General features: G+C 44.1%; 19 protein-coding genes, 1 tRNA gene, 1 pseudogene and 1 other annotated feature (1 of these 22 running past the window's edge). Of the genes and pseudogenes, 19 read left to right on the forward strand and 2 right to left on the reverse strand.

Going from position 1 to position 23,977, the window contains the following annotated elements; translation table 11 throughout:
- Nucleotides 1-158: a binding site (T-box leader), on the forward strand (it extends 135 nt beyond the left edge of the window).
- Between the two features lie 78 nt (nt 159-236).
- The 8 genes from KQI91_RS14110 (at nt 237) to KQI91_RS16150 (ending at nt 8,784) form a co-directional block, all read left to right on the forward strand.
- On the forward strand, nt 237-1,892 hold the full coding sequence (locus tag KQI91_RS14110) for a 2-isopropylmalate synthase (protein WP_216393405.1): 1,656 nt from the start codon (nt 237-239) through the stop codon (nt 1,890-1,892).
- A 188-nt stretch (nt 1,893-2,080) separates the two neighbouring features.
- A complete protein-coding gene (locus KQI91_RS14115) occupies nt 2,081-2,899 on the forward strand; it encodes an FAD binding domain-containing protein (protein ID WP_216393406.1) in 819 nt (272 codons plus the stop codon).
- Nucleotides 2,889-3,356, forward strand: coding sequence for a (2Fe-2S)-binding protein (locus tag KQI91_RS14120; RefSeq protein WP_216393407.1), 468 nt, complete (start codon nt 2,889-2,891; stop codon nt 3,354-3,356). Before KQI91_RS14115 ends, KQI91_RS14120 begins: the two co-directional genes overlap by 11 nt.
- A 2-nt stretch (nt 3,357-3,358) precedes the next feature.
- Nucleotides 3,359-5,677, forward strand: a complete 2,319-nt coding sequence (locus tag KQI91_RS14125) for a xanthine dehydrogenase family protein molybdopterin-binding subunit (RefSeq protein WP_216393408.1) — start codon at nt 3,359-3,361, stop codon at nt 5,675-5,677.
- Nucleotides 5,674-6,735: a DUF6077 domain-containing protein gene (locus KQI91_RS14130; RefSeq protein ID WP_216393409.1), complete on the forward strand. Its 1,062-nt coding sequence runs from the start codon at nt 5,674-5,676 to the stop codon at nt 6,733-6,735. Before KQI91_RS14125 ends, KQI91_RS14130 begins: the two co-directional genes overlap by 4 nt.
- A gap of 16 nt (nt 6,736-6,751) precedes the next feature.
- Nucleotides 6,752-7,591 carry a hypothetical protein gene (locus tag KQI91_RS14135; protein ID WP_216393410.1) on the forward strand — a complete coding sequence of 280 codons (840 nt, stop codon included), beginning with the start codon at nt 6,752-6,754 and terminating at the stop codon, nt 7,589-7,591.
- A 151-nt stretch (nt 7,592-7,742) separates the two neighbouring features.
- Nucleotides 7,743-7,814, forward strand: a tRNA-Arg gene (locus KQI91_RS14140).
- Nucleotides 7,815-7,869: 55 nt separating this feature from the next.
- The gene (locus KQI91_RS16150) at nt 7,870-8,784 is read left to right on the forward strand and encodes an SH3 domain-containing protein (protein WP_253288619.1); all 915 of its coding nucleotides are present in this window, start codon (nt 7,870-7,872) and stop codon (nt 8,782-8,784) included.
- A gap of 76 nt (nt 8,785-8,860) precedes the next feature.
- Here the strand turns inward: KQI91_RS16150 and KQI91_RS14150 are convergent, their stop codons facing one another.
- On the reverse strand, nt 8,861-9,454 hold the full coding sequence (locus tag KQI91_RS14150; RefSeq protein ID WP_216393411.1) for an N-acetylmuramoyl-L-alanine amidase family protein: 594 nt from the start codon (nt 9,452-9,454) through the stop codon (nt 8,861-8,863).
- A gap of 121 nt (nt 9,455-9,575) precedes the next feature.
- Here KQI91_RS14150 and KQI91_RS14155 point away from each other — a divergent pair.
- From KQI91_RS14155 to ybaK, 10 genes and pseudogenes are all read left to right on the forward strand, one after another.
- A pseudogene (locus KQI91_RS14155) lies at nt 9,576-10,238 on the forward strand (pseudouridine synthase); the annotation flags it as partial.
- Between the two features lie 88 nt (nt 10,239-10,326).
- Nucleotides 10,327-12,285 (forward strand): NAD-dependent DNA ligase LigA, encoded by a 1,959-nt coding sequence (ligA, locus tag KQI91_RS14160; RefSeq protein WP_216393412.1) that lies wholly within the window; start codon nt 10,327-10,329, stop codon nt 12,283-12,285.
- Nucleotides 12,286-12,338: 53 nt separating this feature from the next.
- On the forward strand, nt 12,339-13,280 hold the full coding sequence (metA, locus tag KQI91_RS14165; protein ID WP_216393413.1) for a homoserine O-acetyltransferase MetA: 942 nt from the start codon (nt 12,339-12,341) through the stop codon (nt 13,278-13,280).
- A gap of 69 nt (nt 13,281-13,349) precedes the next feature.
- Nucleotides 13,350-14,879, forward strand: a complete 1,530-nt coding sequence (locus KQI91_RS14170) for a Na+/H+ antiporter NhaC family protein (protein ID WP_216393414.1) — start codon at nt 13,350-13,352, stop codon at nt 14,877-14,879.
- A complete protein-coding gene (locus KQI91_RS14175; protein ID WP_330654583.1) occupies nt 14,872-15,483 on the forward strand; it encodes a C39 family peptidase in 612 nt (203 codons plus the stop codon). Before KQI91_RS14170 ends, KQI91_RS14175 begins: the two co-directional genes overlap by 8 nt.
- A 101-nt stretch (nt 15,484-15,584) precedes the next feature.
- On the forward strand, nt 15,585-16,178 hold the full coding sequence (locus KQI91_RS14180) for a zinc dependent phospholipase C family protein (protein WP_334300699.1): 594 nt from the start codon (nt 15,585-15,587) through the stop codon (nt 16,176-16,178).
- A gap of 180 nt (nt 16,179-16,358) precedes the next feature.
- Nucleotides 16,359-18,638 carry a C40 family peptidase gene (locus tag KQI91_RS14185; protein WP_253288622.1) on the forward strand — a complete coding sequence of 760 codons (2,280 nt, stop codon included), beginning with the start codon at nt 16,359-16,361 and terminating at the stop codon, nt 18,636-18,638.
- A gap of 140 nt (nt 18,639-18,778) precedes the next feature.
- Nucleotides 18,779-19,954 (forward strand): transglutaminase domain-containing protein, encoded by a 1,176-nt coding sequence (locus tag KQI91_RS14190; protein ID WP_216393415.1) that lies wholly within the window; start codon nt 18,779-18,781, stop codon nt 19,952-19,954.
- A gap of 16 nt (nt 19,955-19,970) precedes the next feature.
- Nucleotides 19,971-21,107, forward strand: a complete 1,137-nt coding sequence (locus tag KQI91_RS14195) for a TM7S3/TM198-like domain-containing protein (RefSeq protein WP_216393416.1) — start codon at nt 19,971-19,973, stop codon at nt 21,105-21,107.
- Between the two features lie 34 nt (nt 21,108-21,141).
- Nucleotides 21,142-21,621, forward strand: coding sequence for a Cys-tRNA(Pro) deacylase (gene ybaK, locus KQI91_RS14200; protein WP_216393417.1), 480 nt, complete (start codon nt 21,142-21,144; stop codon nt 21,619-21,621).
- A 71-nt stretch (nt 21,622-21,692) separates the two neighbouring features.
- On the opposite strand, the gene KQI91_RS14205 is transcribed toward ybaK, so the two are convergent.
- The gene (locus KQI91_RS14205) at nt 21,693-23,333 is read right to left on the reverse strand and encodes an ABC-F family ATP-binding cassette domain-containing protein (RefSeq protein WP_216393418.1); all 1,641 of its coding nucleotides are present in this window, start codon (nt 23,331-23,333) and stop codon (nt 21,693-21,695) included.
- 229 nt (nt 23,334-23,562) lie between these two features.
- On the opposite strand from KQI91_RS14205, the gene KQI91_RS14210 reads away from it, so the two are divergent.
- A complete protein-coding gene (locus tag KQI91_RS14210) occupies nt 23,563-23,967 on the forward strand; it encodes an RrF2 family transcriptional regulator (RefSeq protein ID WP_216393419.1) in 405 nt (134 codons plus the stop codon).
- The last annotated feature ends 10 nt before the right edge of the window (nt 23,968-23,977 follow it).

Below are 23,977 nucleotides of genomic sequence, written 5' to 3' on the forward strand. Positions count from 1 at the left end.
CAGACGGTATCCACCGTTATATGGAGAGGATATAAGGATTTCGCAGGACATGATAGCACATATAGAATGTATCATAAGGAAGTTCCGTATCCCATGAGTGTATGAACCGTTCATAAATAAGAGTGGTACCGCGAAGACAGTTGTCTTTCGTCTCTTACAGTAGTCTGTAGAGATGAGAGATTTTTTTTTGTCCTGAACCGGACGAAGATACTTTTGGAGAAAGTGGAGGAATGATCATGAAAAACGTAACAAAGTACAAAAGACAATATTTTATGCCGCCAGTGAAATGCATGAAATGGGCAGAGAAAGAATATGTGGACAAAGCACCGATCTGGTGCAGTGTAGACTTGAGAGATGGAAACCAGGCATTGGTCATTCCTATGAGTCTGGAACAGAAAATTGAATTTTTCAAACTTCTGGTAGAGATTGGATTTAAAGAAATCGAAGTTGGTTTCCCGGCTGCATCTGAGACAGAATACACCTTTATCCGTACACTGATCGAACAGAATCTGATTCCGGATGATGTTACTATTCAGGTTCTGACACAGGCAAGAGAACACATCATCCGCAAAACATTCGAGGCAGTAAAAGGAGCACCAAAGGCAATCGTTCACGTATACAATTCTACTTCTGTGGCACAGCGTGAACAGGTATTCAAAAAATCCAAAGAAGAGATTCTGAAAATTGCAGTTGACGGTGCAAGACTTTTGAAAGAACTGGCAGATCAGACAGAGGGAAATTTCCAGTTTGAATACAGCCCGGAGAGTTTTACAGGAACAGAACCAGAATATGCGCTGGAAGTATGCAATGCAGTTCTTGATGTATGGCAGCCGACTGCAGACAATAAGGCAATTATCAATCTGCCTGTTACAGTACAGCATTCTATGCCGCATGTATATGCAAGCCAGATCGAGTATATGTGTGAGAATATGAAATATCGTGAAAACGTGATCGTTTCTCTTCATCCTCATAATGACCGTGGCTGCGGAGTGGCAGATTCTGAAATGGGACTGCTTGCAGGTGCTGACAGAATTGAGGGAACGCTGTTTGGAAACGGCGAACGTACCGGTAACGTGGATATCGTCACACTGGCGATGAATATGTTCTCTCAGGGAGTGGATCCGGAACTGGATTTCTCCAATATGCCACATGTATGTGAAGTATATGAGGAATGCACCGGAATGAAAGTAGATGAGAGAAGCCCATACAGCGGAGCTCTTGTATTTGCTGCATTTTCCGGTTCTCATCAGGATGCTATTGCCAAAGGTATGCACTGGAGAGAAGAAAAAGATCCAAGCCGCTGGACTGTTCCGTATCTGCCAATTGACCCGACTGATGTTGGAAGAAACTACGATGCAGATGTTATCCGAATCAACAGTCAGTCTGGAAAGGGTGGCGTTGGTTATATTCTGGAAACAAAGTATGGTCTGAATCTGCCGCCTAAGATGCGTGAGGCAATGGGATATGCGGCCAAGGCAGTATCTGATCACAGCCACAAAGAACTTCATCCGGATGAAATCTTCGGACTGTTCAAAGCTACCTTTGAAAACGTTGTGGAACCGTACAGCATCAATGAAGTGCATTTCCAGCAGAAAGACGGTGGTATTACCACACAGGTAACTTCTACATTTAACGGAAAGACGATCACTACAGAAGCAACCGGAAACGGTCGTCTGGATGCAGTCAGCAATGCACTGAAGAAAGCATATGAGATGAAGTTTACTCTGGTGACTTATCAGGAGCATGCACTGGAAAAGAGTACAAGTTCCAAAGCTATTGCTTATGTAGGAATCCAGAAACCGGACGGAACACTTTCCTGGGGAGCTGGTGTGGATCCGGATATCATCCGTGCATCCATTGATGCGCTGGTAACTGCCATCAATAATCGTTAAATTAATAAAAATTGCCCTTTTCTTTTCAACAGTTACTGAAAAAACTGTTGGTATGAAAGGGGCTTTTTTATGCATCTTTCACAGAAAAATTTGACGCTATGGAAAAATGAAAAAAATTCTGCTAAAATTAAATAACGTGTGTCTATACATATATGAGTTATTGATGAGAGAAAGGAATCGGTACACAGATGCTAAAGATTAAAAGCTATGTGAAAGTAAAAAGCATTGCAGAAGCATATGAACTGAATCAGAAAAAAACAGCACTTGTTCTTGGTGGAATGGTATGGCTGAAGATGGGAAACAGAAATATCTCCACAGCAATTGATCTTTCAGGCCTGGGGCTGGATACGGTGCAGGAGCTGGATGATGAATTTGTGATTGGCTGTATGACGCCGTTAAGAGAGCTTGAAATACATAAAAATTTGAATACATATACGCAGGGAGCGATCAGAGAGAGCATTCGTCATATTGTCGGCGTGCAGTTTCGAAACTGTGCAACTGTTGGCGGAAGTATCTGGGGACGCTATGGATTTTCAGATGTTCTGACCATGTTTCTTGCCATGGATACATGGGTGGAACTGTATGATGCGGGGCGTATTCCACTGACTGAATTTGTGAATCGCAAAAAAGACAATGATATTCTGGTAAATATCATTGTCAAAAAAAAGCCGCTGTCTGTCTGTTATATGAGCCAGAGAAACTCAAAAACAGATTTTCCGGTACTGACCTGTGCGGCATCTCTGATCGGGGAAGAAGTAAGAACCGTGATCGGAGCAAGACCGGGGCGAGCTATGGTAGTAGAAGATAAACAGCAGTTTTTAAAAGACTTCAGAAATATGACAGATGAACAGAGAACAGAGGCAATCGAAAAATTTGCGGTGTATGCGGCAGAGAACGTAAATACTGCGGGTAATATGAGAGCATCTGAAGAATACAGAACACTTCTGGTGAAGGTACTGACGAAAAGAGCATGGGAAGCAGTAGGAGGAATGAAGGATGAATATTAGTTTCTGGCTGAATGGTGTTCGCAGACAGGAAGAGATCGAACCGGGACTACTCCTGATCGATTTTCTGAGAGAGAAGGGCTGCTTCAGTGTAAAACGAGGCTGTGAGACTGCAAACTGTGGACTTTGTACAGTATTGGTAGATGACAGACCGATTCTTTCCTGTTCTACACTGGCTGTCAGAATCGACGGCAAAAAAGTAGTCACTATGGAAGGGATGCAGGAGGAAGCGAAGGAATTTGGAACTTTTCTGGCAAATGAAGGGGCAGAGCAGTGTGGGTTCTGTAATCCGGGATTTATTATGAATGTATTTGCCATGCTTCGTGAGATCAAAGAGCCGACAGAAGCACAGATCAAAGAATATCTTGCAGGAAATTTATGCAGATGTTCCGGATTTGTTTCTCAGACTGCAAGTATCCTGAAGTTTTTAGAATATAAAAAAGCACAGGAGGAAGCATAAAGATGAAATATGTAAATCAACCTGTACAGAAAACAGATGCGATGGCACTGGTGACCGGCAAACCTGTTTATACAGATGATCTGGCACCGAAGGACTGCCTGATCGTCAAGATTTTGAGGAGTCCGCATGCCAATGCATGGGTAGAGGAGATCAAGACCGAAAATGCCATGAAAGTTGCGGGGATAGCCTGTATTCTTACCTATAAAGATGTCCCGCAGAAACGTTTTACACTGGCAGGACAGACAGCCCCGGAAATGAGCCCGGATGACAGACTGATCATTGACCGCCATGTTCGTTTTGTCGGAGATACGGTTGCGATCGTAGCGGGCGAGACAGAGGCTGCGGTAGATCTGGCACTTAAAAGAATCAAAGTTCAGTATCGAGTGGAGACACCGGTTCTGGATATGCATCAGGCAAAAGATAATTCTGTTGTGATCCATCCGGAAGAGGACTGGAAACTCAAAATCCCGCTCGGCGGAGACAACAAGAGAAATTTATGTGCAAACGCACTGGAGGAGCAGGGAGATGTAGACAAAGTTCTCCGTGAATGTAAATATACGGTAGAGCATACTTACCATACCAAGGCGAACCAGCAGACCATGATGGAGACTTTCCGCACAGCGTGTTATATGGACCATTTTGGAAGACTGATCGTGCTTTCGTCTACTCAGATTCCATTCCATGTGAGAAGAATTGTCGGAAGGGCTTTGGATATTCCGGCATCTAAAGTGAGAGTCATCAAACCAAGGATTGGTGGAGGATTTGGAGCAAAACAGACCTCTGTCAGTGAAATTTATCCGGCAATCGTGACATGGAAGACAGGACGCCCGTCCAAATTGATCTTTTCAAGATATGAATCTATGATCTGCTCTTCGCCGCGTCATGAGATGGAGATTACAGTGCGTGCCGGTGCGGACGAAAATGGTATCATCAAAGCGATTGATGTATATACGCTTTCCAATACAGGGGCTTATGGTGAGCACAGTTCCACAACGGTGGGGCTGAGCGGACACAAATCAATTGCGCTTTACAGGCATACAGAAGCCTATCGTTTTGCCTTTGATGTTGTCTATACGAATGTGCAGGCGGCAGGAGCTTACCGTGGTTATGGGGCGACACAGGGAATTTTTGCAGTGGAGTCTGCAGTAAATGAACTGGCACACAAGATGGGAATGGATCCGGTAAAAGTAAAAGAGCTGAATATGCCAGTTGAAGGTGGTCCGCTTCCGGGATATCATGATGTTCCTTATGCACAGAGTTGCTCAATGGACCGTTGCATGGCGAGAGCAAAAGAAATGTTTCATTGGGATTCCAGATATCCGTTTAGGGATATGGGCAATGGCAAAGTGCGCGGAGTCGGTGTGGCAATGGCGATGCAGGGATCTTCTATTGCCGGAGTAGATGTTGGAGGCGCAGACATCAAGGTGAATGAGGATGGTTCCTATACGCTGGCACTTGGCTGTACAGATATGGGAACCGGATGTGATACGGTTATGGCACAGATTGCGGCAGACTGTCTGGAAACCCCGATGGAAAATATTGTCGTGTTCAGCGTAGATACAGATATTTCTCCATACGATTCCGGATCTTATGCGTCTGCAACGACTTATACAACCGGTATGGCAGTTATGAAGGCCTGCCAGGAGCTGCGAAAGAACATCTGCGAGTTTGGTGCGGAAATGCTGGAAACAGAAGTGGATAAAGTTGCTTTTGACGGTACTTACGTGTTTGTAGAAGATGCGGAAGAGAAAAAGGTTTCACTTGAAGCGATTGCTCTAAAGAGTACCTTTTTCAACAACAGAGAGCTTCAGGTTGTAAAGCAGCATTCTTCTCCGCTCTCTCCACCGCCGTTTATGGTTGGCATGGCAGAGGTTGAGGTGGATACAGAGACCGGTGGCATAGAATTGACAGATTATGTGGCGGTAGTTGACTGTGGAACACCGATCAACCCAAATCTTGCCCGGGTACAGACGGAAGGTGGGATCGCACAGGGTGTGGGAATGGCACTTTTTGAAGATGTTCAGTATACGGACAAGGGAAAAATCCGCAACAATTCTTTTATGCAGTACAAGATTCCAACCAGAGAAGATATCGGGAACATTCGTGTTGACTTTGAATGCAGCTATGAAGAGAGTGGTCCGTTTGGAGCAAAGTCTATCGGGGAGTTGGTAATCGATACACCGTGTCCGGCAATCGCAGAGGCAGTTTATAACGCAACTGGTGTACGCATAAGAGAACTTCCGATCACTCCGGAAAAAGTTGCAATGGGAATTCTGAAAAATCAGATGAAAGAGAAGAAGCAGGAGAAAGAGAACGGATGAAAGAGCTGATTCTTGCCTGTGCAGGCTTTGTGATAGAGGGCGTAGTCTTTTATGCGGCTGGCAGTGTGGTATCCAGAATCCTGAAGTTGAAAGCAGACAGAACACTGACGTTTATTGTTGGTTATCTTGCATATTTTTCAGTATTTGAGTTGATGATCGTTCCAATGACGCTCAAGTGGGTATCTCTTACGACAGCTGGCCGCATCTGGGCAGTGCTTATGGTACTTTGTGTAATGGCAGCATTCTTTCTGGGCAAAAAGAACGAAAAAGACAAATGGAGATCGAATTTACAGAAAGTATGGGAAAATCATTCGATCATGCTGGCTGTAGCGGGGATTGCAATTGTGGTACAATGCCTGATCGTGATCTTTTATCAGGATACGACACTGGATGCTACTTATTATGTAGGGAATGTCAGTACCTCTGTATATACAGATACACTTGCCAGATATAATCCGTATAACGGGGTGATCCTGAAAAAATTTAAGGCCAGATATATCTTTTCAGCATATCCGATGAACAATGCTGTATGGTGCCGGCTTCTGGGAATCCATCCACTTGTACAGACAAAAACAGTTATGTCCTGTATCAATGTTATTACTGCTAATCTGATTATCTATCAGATCGGCAAAAAAATGTTTGAGGATGATCGCAAAAAAGCAGATCTGATGGTTGTGTTCGTGTGCATCATGCAGCTTTTCAGTGGAACGATCTATTCAGCGGGAACCTTCTTCTTTACAAGGAGTTATGAGGGAAAAACCCTGCTTGCGAACATTGCGATTCCAATGGTGCTTTTATGTGCACTGTGGTTGCTTAGAGAAAAGACATCTCGAAATGTGTGGGCAGTGTTATTTCTGACTGCAGTCAGTGCATTGACTTTTTCCGGTTCAGCGATTATTTTTCCGGTAGCGATCGCAGCCGGAATGATTCCGGTCGTGCTTTGGAATCGGAAATTTTCGGGATTGTTTTACTGTGGACTCTGCATGCTTCCTTCTGTGGCATACGCAATCGTATTTTTTGCTACAAAGCTGAAGTGGCTGACGCTGGCGGCATCATAGAAGGGCAGGTGAGAGAATGGCAGGAGTAACACTGAAAGAACTTGGATTGCAGTTTGTAAAGGTATGCATGGAAACCTACTGGGGATCCTGCTGGTATCCGCTGTTGTTTCTGATCGGAGTGCTCTGTACACTGATCTGGGGACGCAAAAAGAATGCAATGGTATTTATTGGTTATACGGCATTTCTTGCATTGACGGTGTACAATCCGATCGTTGTAAAATATATACTTTCCAGAGTGAAATTTGAAACAGAATATTACCGTTTTTTCTGGATTCTTCCGGTGATTCCGGCAGTTGCATATTATGCGGTCCGACTGGTATCTGCACCTGGGAAAAAGTGGCTGAAGTTTTTTATGGCATTGCTTGTGACAGCGGCATTAGTCGTGCTGGGAAATCCTTTGCAGGGTGTCATTACAGACTTTGCACGGGCAGAAAATATTTACAAGATTCCAAATGATCTCAGAGCGGTCTGTGATGTGATTCATCAGAATCAGGAGGGGACTCTTCCACATGTGGTGTTTGAGAGCAGCCTGAACAATGTGGTACGCCAGTATGATGCAGGAATCCGTCCGGTCATTAACCGGAATGTCAGTATCTACAGGGCAGGCAGTACAGTGGCGGGAAAGTTCAAAGAAGACAGCAATTATTATAAAATTCAGAAAGCACTGCTGGATGTGATCGATTATCATATGTACGAGGAACCGGACAAATTCCGCAGAGCACTGCGGAGTACAACGACAGAATTTGTAGTAACATCCACAGATGCCGGGAATTATGAATTTCTGGTAAATGCAGGGTGTGTGTTGATCGCACAGACGGAATCACATTATGTGTACCGGGTAGAACTGGGAGAATAGAGAGAAAACCGCTGGTTTTCTCTCTCGTATTTTGGATATAGATGTAATTGTCTATACAAAATAAAAACTTTACAATTTTTGAAAAGTATGCTAATATTATGATAAGTTGATGCTACTGAGTCTTGAAGACAAAGAATGCTCAACGTTGTCCGCACCTGTAGCTCAGTGGATAGAGCAGTGGTTTCCGGTACCATGTGCGGGGGTTCGATTCCCTTCAGGTGTGCTGCACGAGGTAATGGGTCTGCCTCGTTGCGTTGTAAGTTAAGGAGGACAAGAACTTGGATAATTTCAGGGAATGGTTATCGGATAACCTTCGCTATTTTATGCTTGGCGGGGCGATTCTGGTGATCGTAGCTGTATTGTTCGTTGGCGTTCGCGCCTGTACCGGAAGTGGGAAGGGTACTTCTGATAAAGAACAGACTACAGCACAGGACAACAGCCAGGGAAATGATCCTTCTTCTCCGGAAGATGATGGGGAGACAAACGACGGGAAGAAAGAAGAAGACACGAATCCCTTGGAGGATGGCAGTGAGGAGATTACTGCGTTTGTAAACAGCTATTATAAGGCTTTAGGGGAAAGAGATATTACAACATTAAGGACTCTGGTAAGTAATCTGACACCATCTGATGAATCAAGGATTGCAAATGCAAAAGATTACATAGAAGGTTATCAGGTCAGTAATGTGTATACAAAGAAAGGTCTGGATGATAATTCGTATGTAGTATATACGAAGGGCAGTTTCATCTGTAAGGGGATTGATACACCGGCACCTTCTTTGTGGAGTTCTTATATTGTAAAAGACAGCGATGGCAATTACAAAATCTTAGGGGACTTGGAACAGAATACAAAAGTTTCCAATTATATGGATTCACTGAAGTCTGATGCGGATGTGCAGGCACTGACAGCAGAAGTTCAGGCTGCTTATGAAGAAGCGCAAAAGAACGATGCAGCACTGGCACAGTTTCTGGATGGACTTGGTGAAGAAGCCGACTCTTCTGGAACGAGTGCAGACGGTACAATGCTGACAGTTACAGAAGGCTGTAATGTCAGGGATGCGGCAAGCAGTGACGGTGATATCATAGGTGGTCTTGACGAAGGGGATCAGGTTCAGAAACTGGGTCAGGAAGGTGACTGGATCCAGATTGAATATGATGGTCAGACCGGTTATGTATATAGCGGACTGCTCCAGTAAGTAAACAGAGAAATAAAAAAGACACAGGATATTGAATGAAATGTCCTGTGTCTTTTTTCTTCTAATCTCCGGGAGATCATTTGGAAGATTTCTTTTTGGAATTATCTGAAAGCGTGCCGTCTTCCAGAAAGGTATAATCTTTTCCGTCGATGTTGACGGTTCCTGTCTGCATAATGCCGTCCTGATCCATATAATAACGGTGTCCGTCATCGTCTATCCATCCTGTCTGCATGATACCGTCACTGTCAAAGAAATATTGTTTTCCATCGGTATCAACCAGCCATCCGGTGTAAGGCTGCCCATCGACCATGAAACTCCAGGTGCTGCCATTGGAAGTCCAGACTCCGGAAGCTGCTTCGGCAGAAATATCACGGCTGGCAGAAGCGGTTTCGGGTTGAACGGAGACCGGTGTCTTGATGACAGCAGGAGAGGCGGTTGCTTTCGGTGTGGCTGTGGCAGTTGCTTTCGCGGAAGCTTTTTTACTGGAATCGGAACTGCTTCTGTTGGAACTGTTGGCAGAATCCACAGCGGAAGTTTTTGTATCTTTGGTCTGCTGGCTGGAATACTCCGGATCGTAAGAAGAACGACGGAAGAAGAATCCGGCACACAGACACAATAAAATCATGACAAGAAGCAACAGGGGATTGGTACGTCTGGTTTGTTCTGACATAGTTTTTCCTCCTTTATCTGGTTGCAATGATTTAATAATACCGTATATGTTAAAAAAAAACAAGCTCTCGGTTGCGGACAAAAAGAAAAAACTATATAATGGAATAATGAGTGAAAAAAAGATGACAGAAGGTCAGAATACTATAAGAATAAATAAATATTTAAGCAGTGCCGGAGTGTGCTCAAGAAGAGAAGCGGATCAGTTTACGGAAGCAGGAAGAGTTACGGTTAACGGTAAAGTGATCGGCACGGGAGAACGGATAGCAGAAGATGCGGTGGTGTGCCTCGATGGAAAACCGGTGAGACCGGAAACAAAACAGGTGCTTCTTCTTTTTTATAAGCCAAGAGGAGTTGTGTGCAGTACCAGAAAACAGCGTCAGGAGATGACGGTGACAGAGTATCTGGACTATCCGATGAGAATTTATCCGGTCGGACGACTGGACAAAGATTCAGAGGGGCTTCTCTTGTTGACAAATCAGGGAGATCTGGTCAATCGGATCATGCGGGCAGGAAATTACCATGAAAAAGAATACGAAGTGACAGTAGACAGGGAGGTTACAGAAGCATTTGTCAGGAGAATGAGCAGTGGGGTGCCGATTCTTGATACAGTGACGCGTCCGTGCAGGGTCATAAAAACAGGAGAAAAAAGTTTTACGATCATACTGACACAGGGGTTGAACCGTCAGATTCGAAGAATGTGCGAATATCTGGGGTATCATGTACGCACACTGAAACGTGTACGAATCATGAACCTTACACTGGAGAATATAAAATGCGGAGAATATCGCGAGATCCGGGAAGAAGAATGGAAAGAGCTGAATGAGCAGATCAGAAATTCATCCAGTGAGACAGTAATAAGAACAGGAGGGCATCATGGAAACAGCAGCTGTAAACCAAATAAAAGAACTGGTAAAAAAACTGAACGAAGCAGCGAAAGCTTATTATCAGGAAGACAGGGAGATCATGAGCAACAGAGAGTACGACGCTCTGTACGATCAACTGGAAAAAATGGAGGCAGAAACAGGCATCGTCCTGGCAGACAGTCCGACTGTTAATGTGGGTTATGAAGCGGTTGATGCACTGCCAAAAGAAACACATGAATCTCCGATGCTTTCTTTGGATAAGACCAAAGACCGGGAGGTGTTAAGGAGTTTTATCGGGACACATCCGACATTGCTTTCCTGGAAGATGGATGGACTTACCATTGTTCTTACTTATGAGAATGGAGAATTGCAGAAGGCAGTCACCAGGGGAAATGGAATTGTCGGAGAAGTTATTACCAACAATGCGAAAGTGTTCAAAAATATTCCTCTGAAGATCGCCTATCAGGGCAGACTGGTTCTGAGAGGAGAAGCGATCATCACGTATTCTGATTTTGAAAAAATCAATGCGACGATTGAAGATGTAGATGCCAGATACAAAAATCCGCGAAACCTGTGCAGCGGTTCAGTCCGTCAGCTTAATAATCAGATCACGGCAGAAAGAAACGTTCGTTTTTATGCTTTTGCGCTGGTTTCAGCACAGGACGAGGATATGCATAATTCCAGAGTGTATCAGATGGAATGGCTTAAAAAACAGGGATTTGAGATTGTTGAATATCGAATGGTCACAGCAGCAGATCTGGATGATGCGATGGAATATTTTGCACATGCGATTGAGCAGAATGATTTTCCATCGGATGGACTGGTTGCGCTGTATGATGATATTGCATATGGTGACTCGCTTGGAAGTACAGCAAAATTTCCACGAAATGCATTTGCATTCAAATGGGCAGATGAGATCAGGGAGACAATATTACGTGAGATAGAATGGAGTCCGTCAAGGACTGGACTGATCAATCCGATCGCGGTGTTTGATCCGGTGGAGCTGGAAGGAACAACAGTCAGTCGGGCAAGTGTGCATAATGTGAGTATTGTCAGGGAACTGGAACTGGGGATTGGAGATACGATCCAGGTGTACAAGGCGAATATGATCATTCCGCAGATAGCGGAAAATCTTACGAGAAGCGGTCGGCTTGAAATTCCGCATAGTTGTCCGGTATGTGGTCAGGAAGCCAGAGTGATCAGAGAAAATGATGTAGAAGCATTGTATTGCATGAATCCGGATTGTGTTGCAAAGAAAATCAAGGCATTTACTTTGTTTGTAAGTCGGGATGCCATGAATATAGATGGACTGTCAGAGGCAACTCTGGAGAAATTTATCGCAAAGGGATTTATTCATGATTTTGGAGATATTTTTGAAATTGGCAGACATCGGGATGAGATTGTGACGATGGAAGGGTTTGGAGAGAAATCGTTTGATAATCTGATGAAAAGCATCGAAAAAGCAAAAGAGACCACTCTTGCAAAAGTGATCTATAGTCTTGGAATTGCAAATATCGGACTTTCCAATGCAAAAGTAATCTGCCGGTATTTTGATGATGATCTGGAACGGATCCGTACTGCAGATGAAGAAGAAATCAGCGCGATTGACGGTATAGGGCCGGTGATCGCAAGAAGTCTGACGGGATATTTTGAAAATCCGGAAAATAACAGAAAAGTAGATCATCTGTTGAGTTATCTTCATATTTATAAAGAAGAGATTTCAGAAGAACAGATTTTTGCAGGGATGAATTTTGTCATTACCGGAAGCCTGGAGCATTTTGGCAACCGCGGTGAGGCAAAAAATCTGATAGAGTCCCTTGGTGGAAAGGTGACAGGGTCTGTTACCGGAAAGACGAATTATCTGATCAATAATGATGTGACATCAAATTCATCAAAGAACAAAAAAGCCAGAGAGCTGGGAATTCCGATTTTGTCAGAAGAGGATTTCCTGAAAATGACAGAAAAATAGAAATGCTATAAATACAGGATAAAATATGGAAACAGATAAAGGAGGAACAGGAAATGCCTATTAAGATACAGGGGGATTTACCGGTAAAAGAGATTCTCGAACGAGAAAATATATTTGTTATGGACGAGGGAAGAGCAGTTCATCAGGATATTCGTCCACTTCAGATTCTGATATTGAATCTGATGCCACTGAAAGAAGAAACAGAGCTGCAGCTTTTGCGTTCACTGTCTAATACTCCACTGCAGGTAGATGTGACATTTATGGCAGTTGAGAGCCATCAGGCAAAGAATACATCGGTCAGCCATCTGAACAAATTTTATCAGACTTTTTCTGAGTTAAAAGATATGAAATTTGATGGAATGATCGTAACAGGTGCACCGGTAGAACAGATGGAATTTGAAGAAGTGGATTACTGGAATGAACTGGTGGAGATCATGGACTGGACAGAGAGCCATGTAACGTCTACGATTTTCCTGTGCTGGGCAGCACAGGCGAGCCTGTATCATTTTTACGGACTTCAGAAACGCCAGTTGGATCACAAGATGTTTGGACTTTTCTGGCACAAAGTTCTGAATCGTAAGATTCCGCTGGTAAGAGGATTTGATGATGCTTTTCTGGCACCACATTCCAGACATACGGAAGTGCCGATTGAGGATATTCGCAAGTGCAAAGAGATTACGATCCTTGCTGAGTCGGAAGAAGCAGGACTGTTTCTGGCAATGGCACAGGGTGGCCGTCGTATTTTTGTTATGGGACATCCGGAATATGACCGTGTGACACTGGATGGAGAATATAAGCGGGATATGGGAAAAGGGCTTCCGATCGATCTCCCTAAGAATTATTATAAGGATGATGATCCGGAGAATAAACCGCTGCTGCTCTGGAGAGCGCATGCCAATAACTTATATACAAACTGGCTGAATTACTACGTATACCAGAGCACGCCGTTCAATCTTATGGGAACTCCTGATTTTGACAGTATTTCGTTTGACTGAGAAAAAGAAACGGCAGGGATAATACGAGGTAATAAAATAATCATAAAAAATAAATGCGGGGGAAAGCAAATGGATGGTTCAATGTTTATTGGAACATGGTGGTCACTGGTGCCACCGTTGCTGGCAATCGTGCTGGCACTGGTAACAAAGGAAGTTTACAGTTCGCTTTTTATCGGAGTGGCTGCGGGAGCTCTGCTGTATACGGGCTTTCATCCATGGAATGCGTTTGTTGCATTCTTTGATATTATGAAAAACAGTATGAATCTGAATATTCTGATTTTTGATGTGTTGCTGGGAATGATCATCGTACTGATGTCAAAATCCGGCGGTTCGGCTGCTTATGGCAAATGGGCGGGCAGCAAGATCAAAACAAAAAAAAGTGCCATGCTGGCAACAACGGGATTGGGAATTCTGATCTTTGTGGATGACTATTTTAACTGTCTGACTGTTGGCTCGGTTATGAGGCCGGTTACAGACCGTTATAAAGTGTCCAGAGCAAAACTGGCATATATCATTGATGCAACGGCAGCTCCGGTGTGTATTATCGCACCTATTTCAAGTTGGGCAGCAGCAGTAAACTCTTATGTGCCGGATGATGCGGGAATTACGGGATTTCAGCTGTTTTTATCAACGATTCCGTATAATCTGTATGCACTTCTGACTCTGGTGATGGTGATATTTGTGATTATAACAGGGTTTGATTTTGGATTGATGAAAGTTCATGAAAAGAATGCTGCAAGGGGAGATCTTTTTACTTCAGGAGGAGAAGAATTTGACCAGGTAAAAGAAGAAGAGATTTCAGCAAACGGCAAAGTAATGGATCTGGTTCTCCCTGTTGTAGTGCTGATCGTATCGGCAATCGGAGCGATGATCTATACCGGTTTTCTGGGTGGTGCAAGCGATATTGTGACAGCATTTTCCGGCTGTGATGCAGAGACCAGCCTGATCTTTGCTACAATGGTTACCGTATTCTTTATGATGATTCTTTATCTTCCGAGAAAAGTTGTTACGTTTAAGGGATTTATGGACAGCTTTGTAGAGGGATTCAAGATGATGATTCCGGCAATTGCAATCCTGATCTTTGCATGGTCACTGAAAGGAATGGGAGATGCACTGGAAATCAGTACATTTGTAAAAAACATTGTGGGAAGCAATACATCTGCAAGTGTGATCCTTCCGGCAATTCTGTTTGTTGTAGCAATCTTTCTTTCATTTTCAACAGGAACCAGCTGGGGAACTTTTGCAATTCTTGTACCGATCGCGATCGCAATGTTTCCGGGATCGGATAATCTTGAAATGATGATCATTTCTGTATCAGCAGTTCTGGCAGGGGCAGTATGCGGAGATCATATTTCTCCGATCTCGGATACAACAGTTATGTCTTCGGCAGGAGCACAGTCAAACCATATCAACCATGTCACTACACAGATGCAGTATGCAGCGGTTGTAGCAGTGGTTTCTTTTGTGGGATATATCATTGCCGGATTTGTACATATCTGGTGGCTGGTTCTTGGCATCAGCCTGATTCTGCTGCTTGTCACACTGACTGTGATCAGGAAGATGAGTGAAGGAAAAGAAGGAGTAGGAGATCGTGCATAAAATTCAGGTCCCTTATATTGATCAGAGCGTGAAATATCCCACTGGCTGTGAGAGTGTTTCTGCTGTAATGCTTTTGCAGTATCTGGGATATGAGCTCACGGTAGATGAATTTATTCATGATTATCTGGAATGCCGTGCTATGGAGATACGGGATGGGCATCTGTATGGACCGGATCCGAACAAATTCTTCTGCGGAAGTCCTTATGATGCGGATTCTTTTGGGATTTATGCGCGCGGACTTCAGAAGGCTCTTACCAGGGCGGCAGGAGAACAGTATCTGTTTATTGATGAGACGGGAACTGCGATTTCAATCCTTCTGGAGCGTTATATTGATCAGGGGATGCCGGTAGTGTTCTGGGCATGTATCAATATGAGAGAAGAAATCCGGGGACCGGAGTGGAGATTACTGGACACAGGAGAAACTTTCTGCTGGATTTCCAATGAGCACTGCATGCTTCTGGTGGGATATGATGAAGAAAAATATTACTTTAATGATCCTTATGAAAACCATGGTGTGATTGGATATCCCAAAGCACTGGTGGAAAAACGTCATGCCGCGCAGTATGGTATGGCACTTGGCATTCGCGCAAAACAACAGAAATAATCAAAAAATAAATATTTTATAAAAACTTTATTTGAAAAACAGAGATGAATCTGCTATAGTATATGTTGGTTACGGTAAACAGTTTTCATGTAAAGAAAGAAGTGTCTATTTTGCGAAAGAAATCACATATATTATTAGCAAGATATCTGGCAGACCAGATGCCAGCCAATGAAAGTTTACAGTCACACAGAAAAGCATTTTGTCTGGGAAATATCCTTCCGGACATACAGCCTTCTTTTGTAACCAGGCGACATGAATATTTCGGGACTTTTGAGGATGTACAGGGGAAGATCAGACGACTTGTCCGCTCAGGAGCGGAATACAATGACAGAGTATTCTGGAGACGTGCGGGGGAAGTGATGCATTATATTGCAGATTATTTTACATTCCCGCATAATAAGACTTTTGAGGGTACCCTTCGCCAGCATAATACATACGAAAAGTATCTCAAGAATGAGTTGAAAGCGTTTGTTCTGGCGGGTAAAGCCGATGAGTATGCCGTCAATCAGATTCATTTTGAGACATCCAATCAGTTGTTGGAATATATTAAAGAACATCACAGAAGATATCTGAACCGAAAAAGAAATATTGATGATGATATCCGCTATATTCTCAGTGTATGTTATCAGGTATTTCAGGGGTTGTTTCAGTTATGTGGAAAGGCCAATACGGCAGAACATGTTATGGCAGTATAAAATATGAAAAAAATGTGAATTTTATCCAAAAACCGCCGGGGTATAAGCTCCGGCGGTTGATTTTTGGAGAACTATATGATAAAATGACCGCAGTTATTGTGTGAGTAAGTTAGTAGTGAGAAACATACCTTTATAGGGGAATAAAGATATGTTCTTGAAAGAAGGGAGCAGTTTACCAGAATGAAGAACAAATATCTGACCAGAAGTTTATGTATTACGATATTATCTGCGATGGTTTTGTCCAGTCCGCTGTCTGTACTTGCGGCAGAGGATGATACCGCGACAGTTAGTGATTTTGATGATGGAAGCAGCGGGGAAAGTGCTGTCAGCGAGAGCACACCGGCACCGGAGCCTACTGCTGCACCGGAAACACCAGCACCAGAACCGACGACTGCACCTACCCCGGATACACCGGCACCGGAACCGACAACTGCACCGGAGCCTACCACGACCCCGGATACGCCAACTCCGGAACCGACAACTGCACCGGAGCCTACCACAACTCCGGATACACCAACACCGGAGCCTACTGCAACACCGGAGCCTACCGCGACACCGACTGTGACACCGGCTCTGACTGCATCAGAAGCAGTTAAGGCACTGATTGCAAAGATCAATGCGCTTGCAGATGAGACCCTTACAGTAGATCATGCTGCAAGAGTCAAAGAGCTTCGTGCAGAGTACGAGAGCCTTCCGGCGGAACAAAAAGCGCTGGTGACAAATTATGAGCTTCTTACCGGATTTGAGAAAAAGATTGCAGAACTTGAGCAGAAACAAAAAGAAGACACAGACAAAAAAGATGAGTTTACAGATGGAGACAAAAATACAACAGACACAGGAGTAGTTGGAACGCCGGTCTATTATGTTTCCAATCTTCATGCCGGTAAGGAATTCTACCTGGACAGCCTGAAGGGAAATTATCAGCTTACTTTTTCGGATGATTTTGCGTCTGTGATGGATCAGATTGAGGCAGAATATAAAGCCAAGAATAAACTTACAGATACCAGTGACAGCAGTGAAAATGGTCTGACGACATCTGCGGATTCCCTGCTTGTGCGCAACTGGCAGGATATCCTTTCTGTATATGTGTATGAACAGAGTCAGAAGGGTGTAAGTGAGTTTACATTGGATGCATCCTGTAAAGATGATCTTGCGAAGATTTTTGCAGAGATGAACCCGGTAGTACGTGATAAAGAAAATATTACACATGTTTCCTATGGAAATTATCACATCAATTATTACATCAAAAAGAATAACATTGCACAGGAGGACAGAAGTGTACTCAAAAAATACGTAGAGACAGATTGTAAACTTCTCTGCGCGATCGTTACGGATGCCAAAGGATTTGTACGCCAGAGTGTTGGAGACGATGTGTCTGAGGAACGTGTAAATGTTATTACGGCAGCGTATTCACTGGTAGGTGAAGTCGGCTATTTCTGGGGTGGAAAATCTAATCAGATTGGCAAAAATGCGAGTTGGGGATCCGCAGAAAAAGTTTCTGCAGAAGGAAGTCCGAGCAGCGGAACGGTGCGTGCGTATGGTCTGGATTGCAGTGGATTTGTTACATGGTCTGTGATTAATGGATATCTGAATCAGGGCATGGAGGGTTCCGTTGGAGACGGAACTTCTGAACAGTGGGAAAATGCCAATGTAGTCAGTGAACAGGATGCACAGCCTGGCGATCTTGTTTTCCAGAATGGACCAGAAGCAGGAAGTAATAACCATGTTGGCATTATCTGCGGAAAGACGGATGCGGGAGACTGGATCGCAGTACATTGCTCTTCCAGCAAAAATGGTGTGACGGTAGGAGAAGCCTATGGGGCAAGTTTCCGTTATATCCGTCAGCCATCCTTCTATCCGACGCAGGCAGAAGTTGCGGAGATGGAAAAAGAAGGCGAAAATACAAGCAATGCGACGGCAGAGACAGAAACTCCGACATTGACACCGGCTACAGAAGAAAAAATAGATAATACTCTGACAGTAGATGCATCAGAGGATACAACTGTTATAACAGAGACAGACAATGCAGCAGACAGTCAGGACGAGGCTGATGTTGAGAAACCTGAAAATACTGTAAGTGCTGCAGAAGATACAGCAAATACAGAGGATTCCACAACGGAAGATGCAGAGGATGTCATCGATGTAGATATTTCTTTTGTAGATACGGAAGAGGATGATGCAGAAGCGACAGTTACAGAAGCAGCAGATTTTGCAACGACAGAAACCGCAGAGGCAGTCGGAGACGGAGAGGACAAAACAACTGAGGATGAACTGGATGTTTTTACTGATTCAGAAAATAAAAAGAATTCCGAGAAAAAAGCGTCTGTATTCGGAAGTGTGGAGATGACAGATACACTTCAGGGCATTTTGGAACAGAATCTTTTCGTATCTGACCAGATGCCGGCAATTTTCCCGCAGATGCCGGATAACAGCGACATTGAGGTTACATTTGAAGACTGACCGCTGTGAGCGAACGTTGACATAAAAGCAGAGGTTAGAATAAGAGACCCGGACGATTCAGAGGAGAGTCGTTCGGGCTTTTTGTAACAGACATTCTGCATGACAGCAGATAAAAACAGGTGATCTGAAAGGAGCAGCAGATGAAGAGAAAAAGAAAATCCGTCTGGAAAATCTTTCTTTTGCTGACAGTTTTACTGGTGGCTGGCGCTATTATGTGGGTAAAACAGCTTCCAAAGGAGCCAGGCGAAGTCACAGAACTTCGCCAGGAAGAAATTCAGGAGGCGGATGAAGGACATCAGGAATACTATTTCGGTTTTCTGGAGGGAGAAGAAAAACGGATCTATCGGGAAATGCTGGAAGGTATCCGGAACAGACGGGATGCTTTTTACCTTACCTCTTCGGATGAGGCTCTGATCGGGAAAGCATATCATGCATTGTTGCGGGATCATGCGGAATTGTTTTGGGTCCATAATCGTCAGGAAGTCTACACAACTTCTTATCAGGATGCACAATATTGCAGATTTTCGCCTGGCTATACGTATTCGGATGAAGAGGTAGAAGAAATCACGAAGGCGATGCAGGAAGCACTGGAGGAAGTAAGGAAACAGATTCCGGAAGGAGCCGATACGTATGAGACGGTAAAAACAGTATATACATATCTGATCGATACGGCAGAGTATGAAGCGTCAGAGGATGACCAGAATATCGCGGGTATTTTCTGGAAAAAGAAAGCAGTATGTGCAGGATATGCACGGGCAGTACAGTATTTGCTGGAAGAACTGGATATTCCCTGTATTTATGTGGAAGGAAGTGCAGAGGGAAGCGATGACGGACATGCATGGGATATTGTACAGATTGACGGAAAGTATTATTATGTAGATGCGACAAATGGGGATCAGCCAAGTTTCCTGGAGGGAGATGCGGTACAACTTGCAGAACATAAGACGATCATTTATGATTACCTGTGTCCGTTTCCGGATGAATATGAACAGGTGTATGCTGCATCAGAAGAGTTTCCGGTACCGGAGTGCACTGCATGTGATTATAATTTTTATGTGATGAATCAGGCATGCTTTGCTTCCTATGATCCACAGGAGATTTATCGTTTCTGTTGTATGAGACTGGACAATGGAGCAGCAGTGGTACGGTTTAAATTCCAGTCACAGGACGATTTTGAAAGTGCTTATCAACAGTGGATCAAAGAGGAATATATACAGAACGTGGCAGGATATTATCTGGAACTGTATGGAAAAAATGCGGTAGAGTATCATTATGGAGTTCTGGATAATCTGAAGACCATGTATTTTATGTTTTAAATGAAGGAGAACAGTTATGACAGATATTTTGCAGCAGATAATGAGTATGATCGAGAATACCCGGTCGGTATCAGCAATTTCGAGTGTGTCTATGATCGGATTTGCAGTGCTGTTTGTTTTTGGCGCGGTAAACTGTATTTTGGGATATCGTCTTCTGAGGTTCTGGATGATGCTTTGCGGATTCGCGATCGGAGCTGGTGTGGGATTCGGCGTCGCGTATTCCAGTGGAATCACCGAAACATATATGTATGCTGCGATTATGGTGGGAATCGGTGCAGTTGTCGCAATCGTTGCTTTTGTGAGCTATAAGATTGGTATTTTTATTCTTGGAGCAGGAATCGGAATCGGGCTTGGAATCTATGTTTTTCATCCGACAACTTCACTGGTATTTTTCTTCTGCCTGCTGTTGGGAGTCGGACTTGGTGTGCTTGCCATGAGGCAGGCAAGAGAGGTCCTGATCGTGGGGACCAGTCTCCTTGGTGGCGCGATGGCAGGTTTTTCGGCTGCAAAGCTTGGCGGGCTTGCAGATATTCCGTATGGTGCAGGGATGAGCGTAGGCTTTGCACTGCTTGGAATGCTGGTACAGTTTGCGACAAATCGTCATAAAACGGAAGAGGATGAGGAGTATGACGATGAGGATATTCATGGTGATGCAGAAGAAAGTTCGGATTATATAGATTTTCGTGATTATATGCCACAGAAAGCAGACAGAAAAGCACAGAAAGAAACAAAAAAGACAAAAACACAGGTGCGGAAACAGAAGACCACATTGTCGACAGGAACATCACCGAGGAAAAAAGATTCTGGAAAGAATTCCAGGAGAGAGCAGCCGGTGGATTTCAGGATTGAAAAAAATAAAACTCGAAAGAACAGAATGGATGATGTGGCACCAGAGTCAGAGAAAACCATTCCGTATCGCCCGAGGAAGAGCAGACAGAAAGAGATAGATCTTCCGCTTGGATCTTTTGATTATGAAGATTCTTATATACCGGAAGAAGATACATACGAAGAACCGGTGATGATCGATGAAGATGAACTGGATGAGGAAGTCCTGCGGGAAATGATGGAAGAAGATGATCGCGAAGGAGAAGAACTCTGGAAAAAAATCTCCCGCCGTGATGACACACGTAAGAAACGGAAGAAAAAGAAATAGAGATGCCGGGCAAAAGGCAGGAAAGAGGGACAACATGGCAAAAGAAGCAAAAACCAATGCAATGAGAATGCTGGACAGACAAAAAGTAAAATATGAGGCATTTCCGTATGAGTGTGATGAGTTTATTGACGGACTGCACAGTGCGGACCTGATCGGCGCACCATACGCACAGTCTTTTAAGACGCTGGTTATGGAAGGAAAGAGCGGTGGGTATTATGTGTTTGTGGTACCGATCGAAAAAGAAGTGGACCGCAAGGCGGCAGCTAAGGCAGTTGGGGAAAAAGCAGTTGATATGATCCATGTGAAAGACATCCTGAAGATTACAGGTTATGTAAGAGGTGGCTGTAGTCCGCTTGGCATGAAGAAAGCCTATCCGGTCGTGTTTGATGCGTCGGCAGGTGAGTTCGAAGAAATTTATGTCAGTGGCGGACGTATTGGACTGACGCTGAAAGTTCCACTGAAAGATCTGCTCAAAGTGACAAATGGCAAACTGGAAGATATCACAATGAAATAATTGCAGCAGAACATAAAGAAAACTCCTGGAATCTCAACAGAAACCAGGAGTTTTTGCTATCTGAAATAATTTTAGTTATCTGCAGCGTCTTCTTCGTTAACCTGGAAGACATGACGTTTCTTCGCCATTTCATCGCTTGCCAGATATTCGTCATAAGTTGTGATCTTGTCGATCAGTTTGCCGTCCGGAAGGATTTCCATGATACGGTTGGCTGTGGTCTGTACAAACTGATGGTCGTGTGAGGTGAAAAGGATGACTCCCGGGAATTTGATCAGTCCGTTGTTCAGTGCGGTGATGGATTCCATATCCAGATGGTTGGTAGGCTCATCCAGAATCAGAATGTTTGCGCCGGAGATCATCATTTTGGATAACAGACAGCGTACTTTTTCTCCACCGGAAAGGACACGTACTTTTTTGACACCGTCTTCACCAGGGAAAAGCATCCTTCCGAGGAATCCACGTACATAAGTGGCATCTTTGATCTCGGAGTACTGTGTCAGCCAGTCGGTGATCGTCAGATCGTTATCAAATTCCTGCGTGTTGTCCTTCGGGAAGTAAGCCTGAGAAGTGGTAACGCCCCATTTGTAGGTCCCTTCATCCGGTTCCAGTTCTCCTGTAAGGATACGGAAGAAAGTGGTGATTGCCTGCTCGTTGGCACCAACGAAAGCTACCTTGTCATCATGACCAAGTGTGAAACTGATGTTGTCCAGAACTTTTACGCCGTCGATGGTCTTGGAAAGGTTTTCGACCATAAGTACTTCGTTGCCGATCTCACGGTTTGGACGGAAATCGATGTATGGGTATTTACGGCTGGAAGGACGCATATCATCAAGCTGGATCTTCTCGAGGGCACGCTTACGGGAAGTGGCCTGTTTGGATTTGGATGCATTGGCGCTGAATCGGGAAATAAATTCCTGCAGTTCCTTGATCTTTTCTTCTTTCTTTTTGTTGGCTTCCTTCATCTGTTTGATAAGGAGCTGACTGGACTCAAACCAGAAATCGTAGTTTCCGGCATACAGCTGGATCTTGCCGTAGTCGATGTCGGCTGTATGAGTGCAGACTTTGTTCAGAAAGTAACGGTCATGAGAGACAACGATGACAGTGTTGTCGAAGTTGATCAGGAATTCTTCCAGCCATTCGATTGCCGGGAGATCCAGATGGTTGGTAGGCTCGTCAAGGAGAAGGATGTCCGGGTTGCCGAACAGCGCCTGAGCAAGCAGGACTTTGACTTTCTGACTACCGGTAAGGTCAGCCATCTGTGTATAGTGAAGTTCTGTTTCAATACCAAGTCCGTTCAGAAGAGTTGCAGCGTCAGACTCTGCTTCCCATCCGTTCATTTCTGCGAATTCACCTTCAAGTTCGCTGGCACGGATGCCGTCCTCATCAGTGAAATCTTCTTTTGCATAGATGGCTTCTTTTTCTTTCATGATCTCATACAGTCTGGCATTACCCATGATAACGGTATCCAGTACATTGAATGCATCATATTTGAAATGATCCTGCTGCAGGAAAGAAAGTCTCTGGCCAGGAGTGATCACGATATCACCGTTGGTTGGTTCGAGCTGTCCGGACAGGATTTTCAGGAAAGTAGATTTACCGGCACCGTTTGCTCCGATCAGACCGTAGCAGTTGCCTTCGGTAAATTTGATGTTGACATCCTCAAAAAGAGCTTTTTTGCCAACACGTAATGTGATATTATTTGCTGAAATCATAAGGTACCTCTTTTCTTCGTTATGGTTTCGAATTATGGTTTCGATCAGTAAATGTTAAGTGGCTTATTTTTGCCGTTCATTCCCATTTTACAGTAAAGTAGAGATTTTGCAAGCCTTAAATCACAAAAACGTTGAATTTACCTATAGGAGTTGCTATAATTTAAAATAGTTAGTCGGCTGTGCACAAACAGCAGGAAGAGGAATCAGGAGAAACAAGGGGAATCGAGATATGTTGATAACCAGAGAATGTGATTATGCTGTGCGCGTACTGCGTGCGATGGCTGGAGAAAAGAGAGTCAGTGTGAATGAAATCTGTGAAAAAGAACTGATCACAGCACCTTTTGCGTATAAGATTCTGAAAAAGCTTCAGAAGTCGGGACTTGTCAGAGGATACCGAGGAGTCCATGGAGGATATTCGCTGAACTGTGATCTGGACAAGGTGACACTTTATGATGTCTATACGACGATCGATCCTGAATTGTTCATTATTGATTGTCTGGAACCGGGGTATGACTGCGCCAGAAACGGTGCGGGTGAGGATGCCTGTTTGGTGCATCGTGAACTCTGTGAGATTCAGAGGGAACTGGGCCGGATGCTGAAGAGCCAGTCCCTTGCAAAACTTATAAATGTCTAACTTTTTTGTA

Origin of the sequence: Blautia sp. MSJ-19 (assembly GCF_018918125.1) — a bacterium.
GTDB lineage: Bacteria > Bacillota > Clostridia > Lachnospirales > Lachnospiraceae > Blautia_A.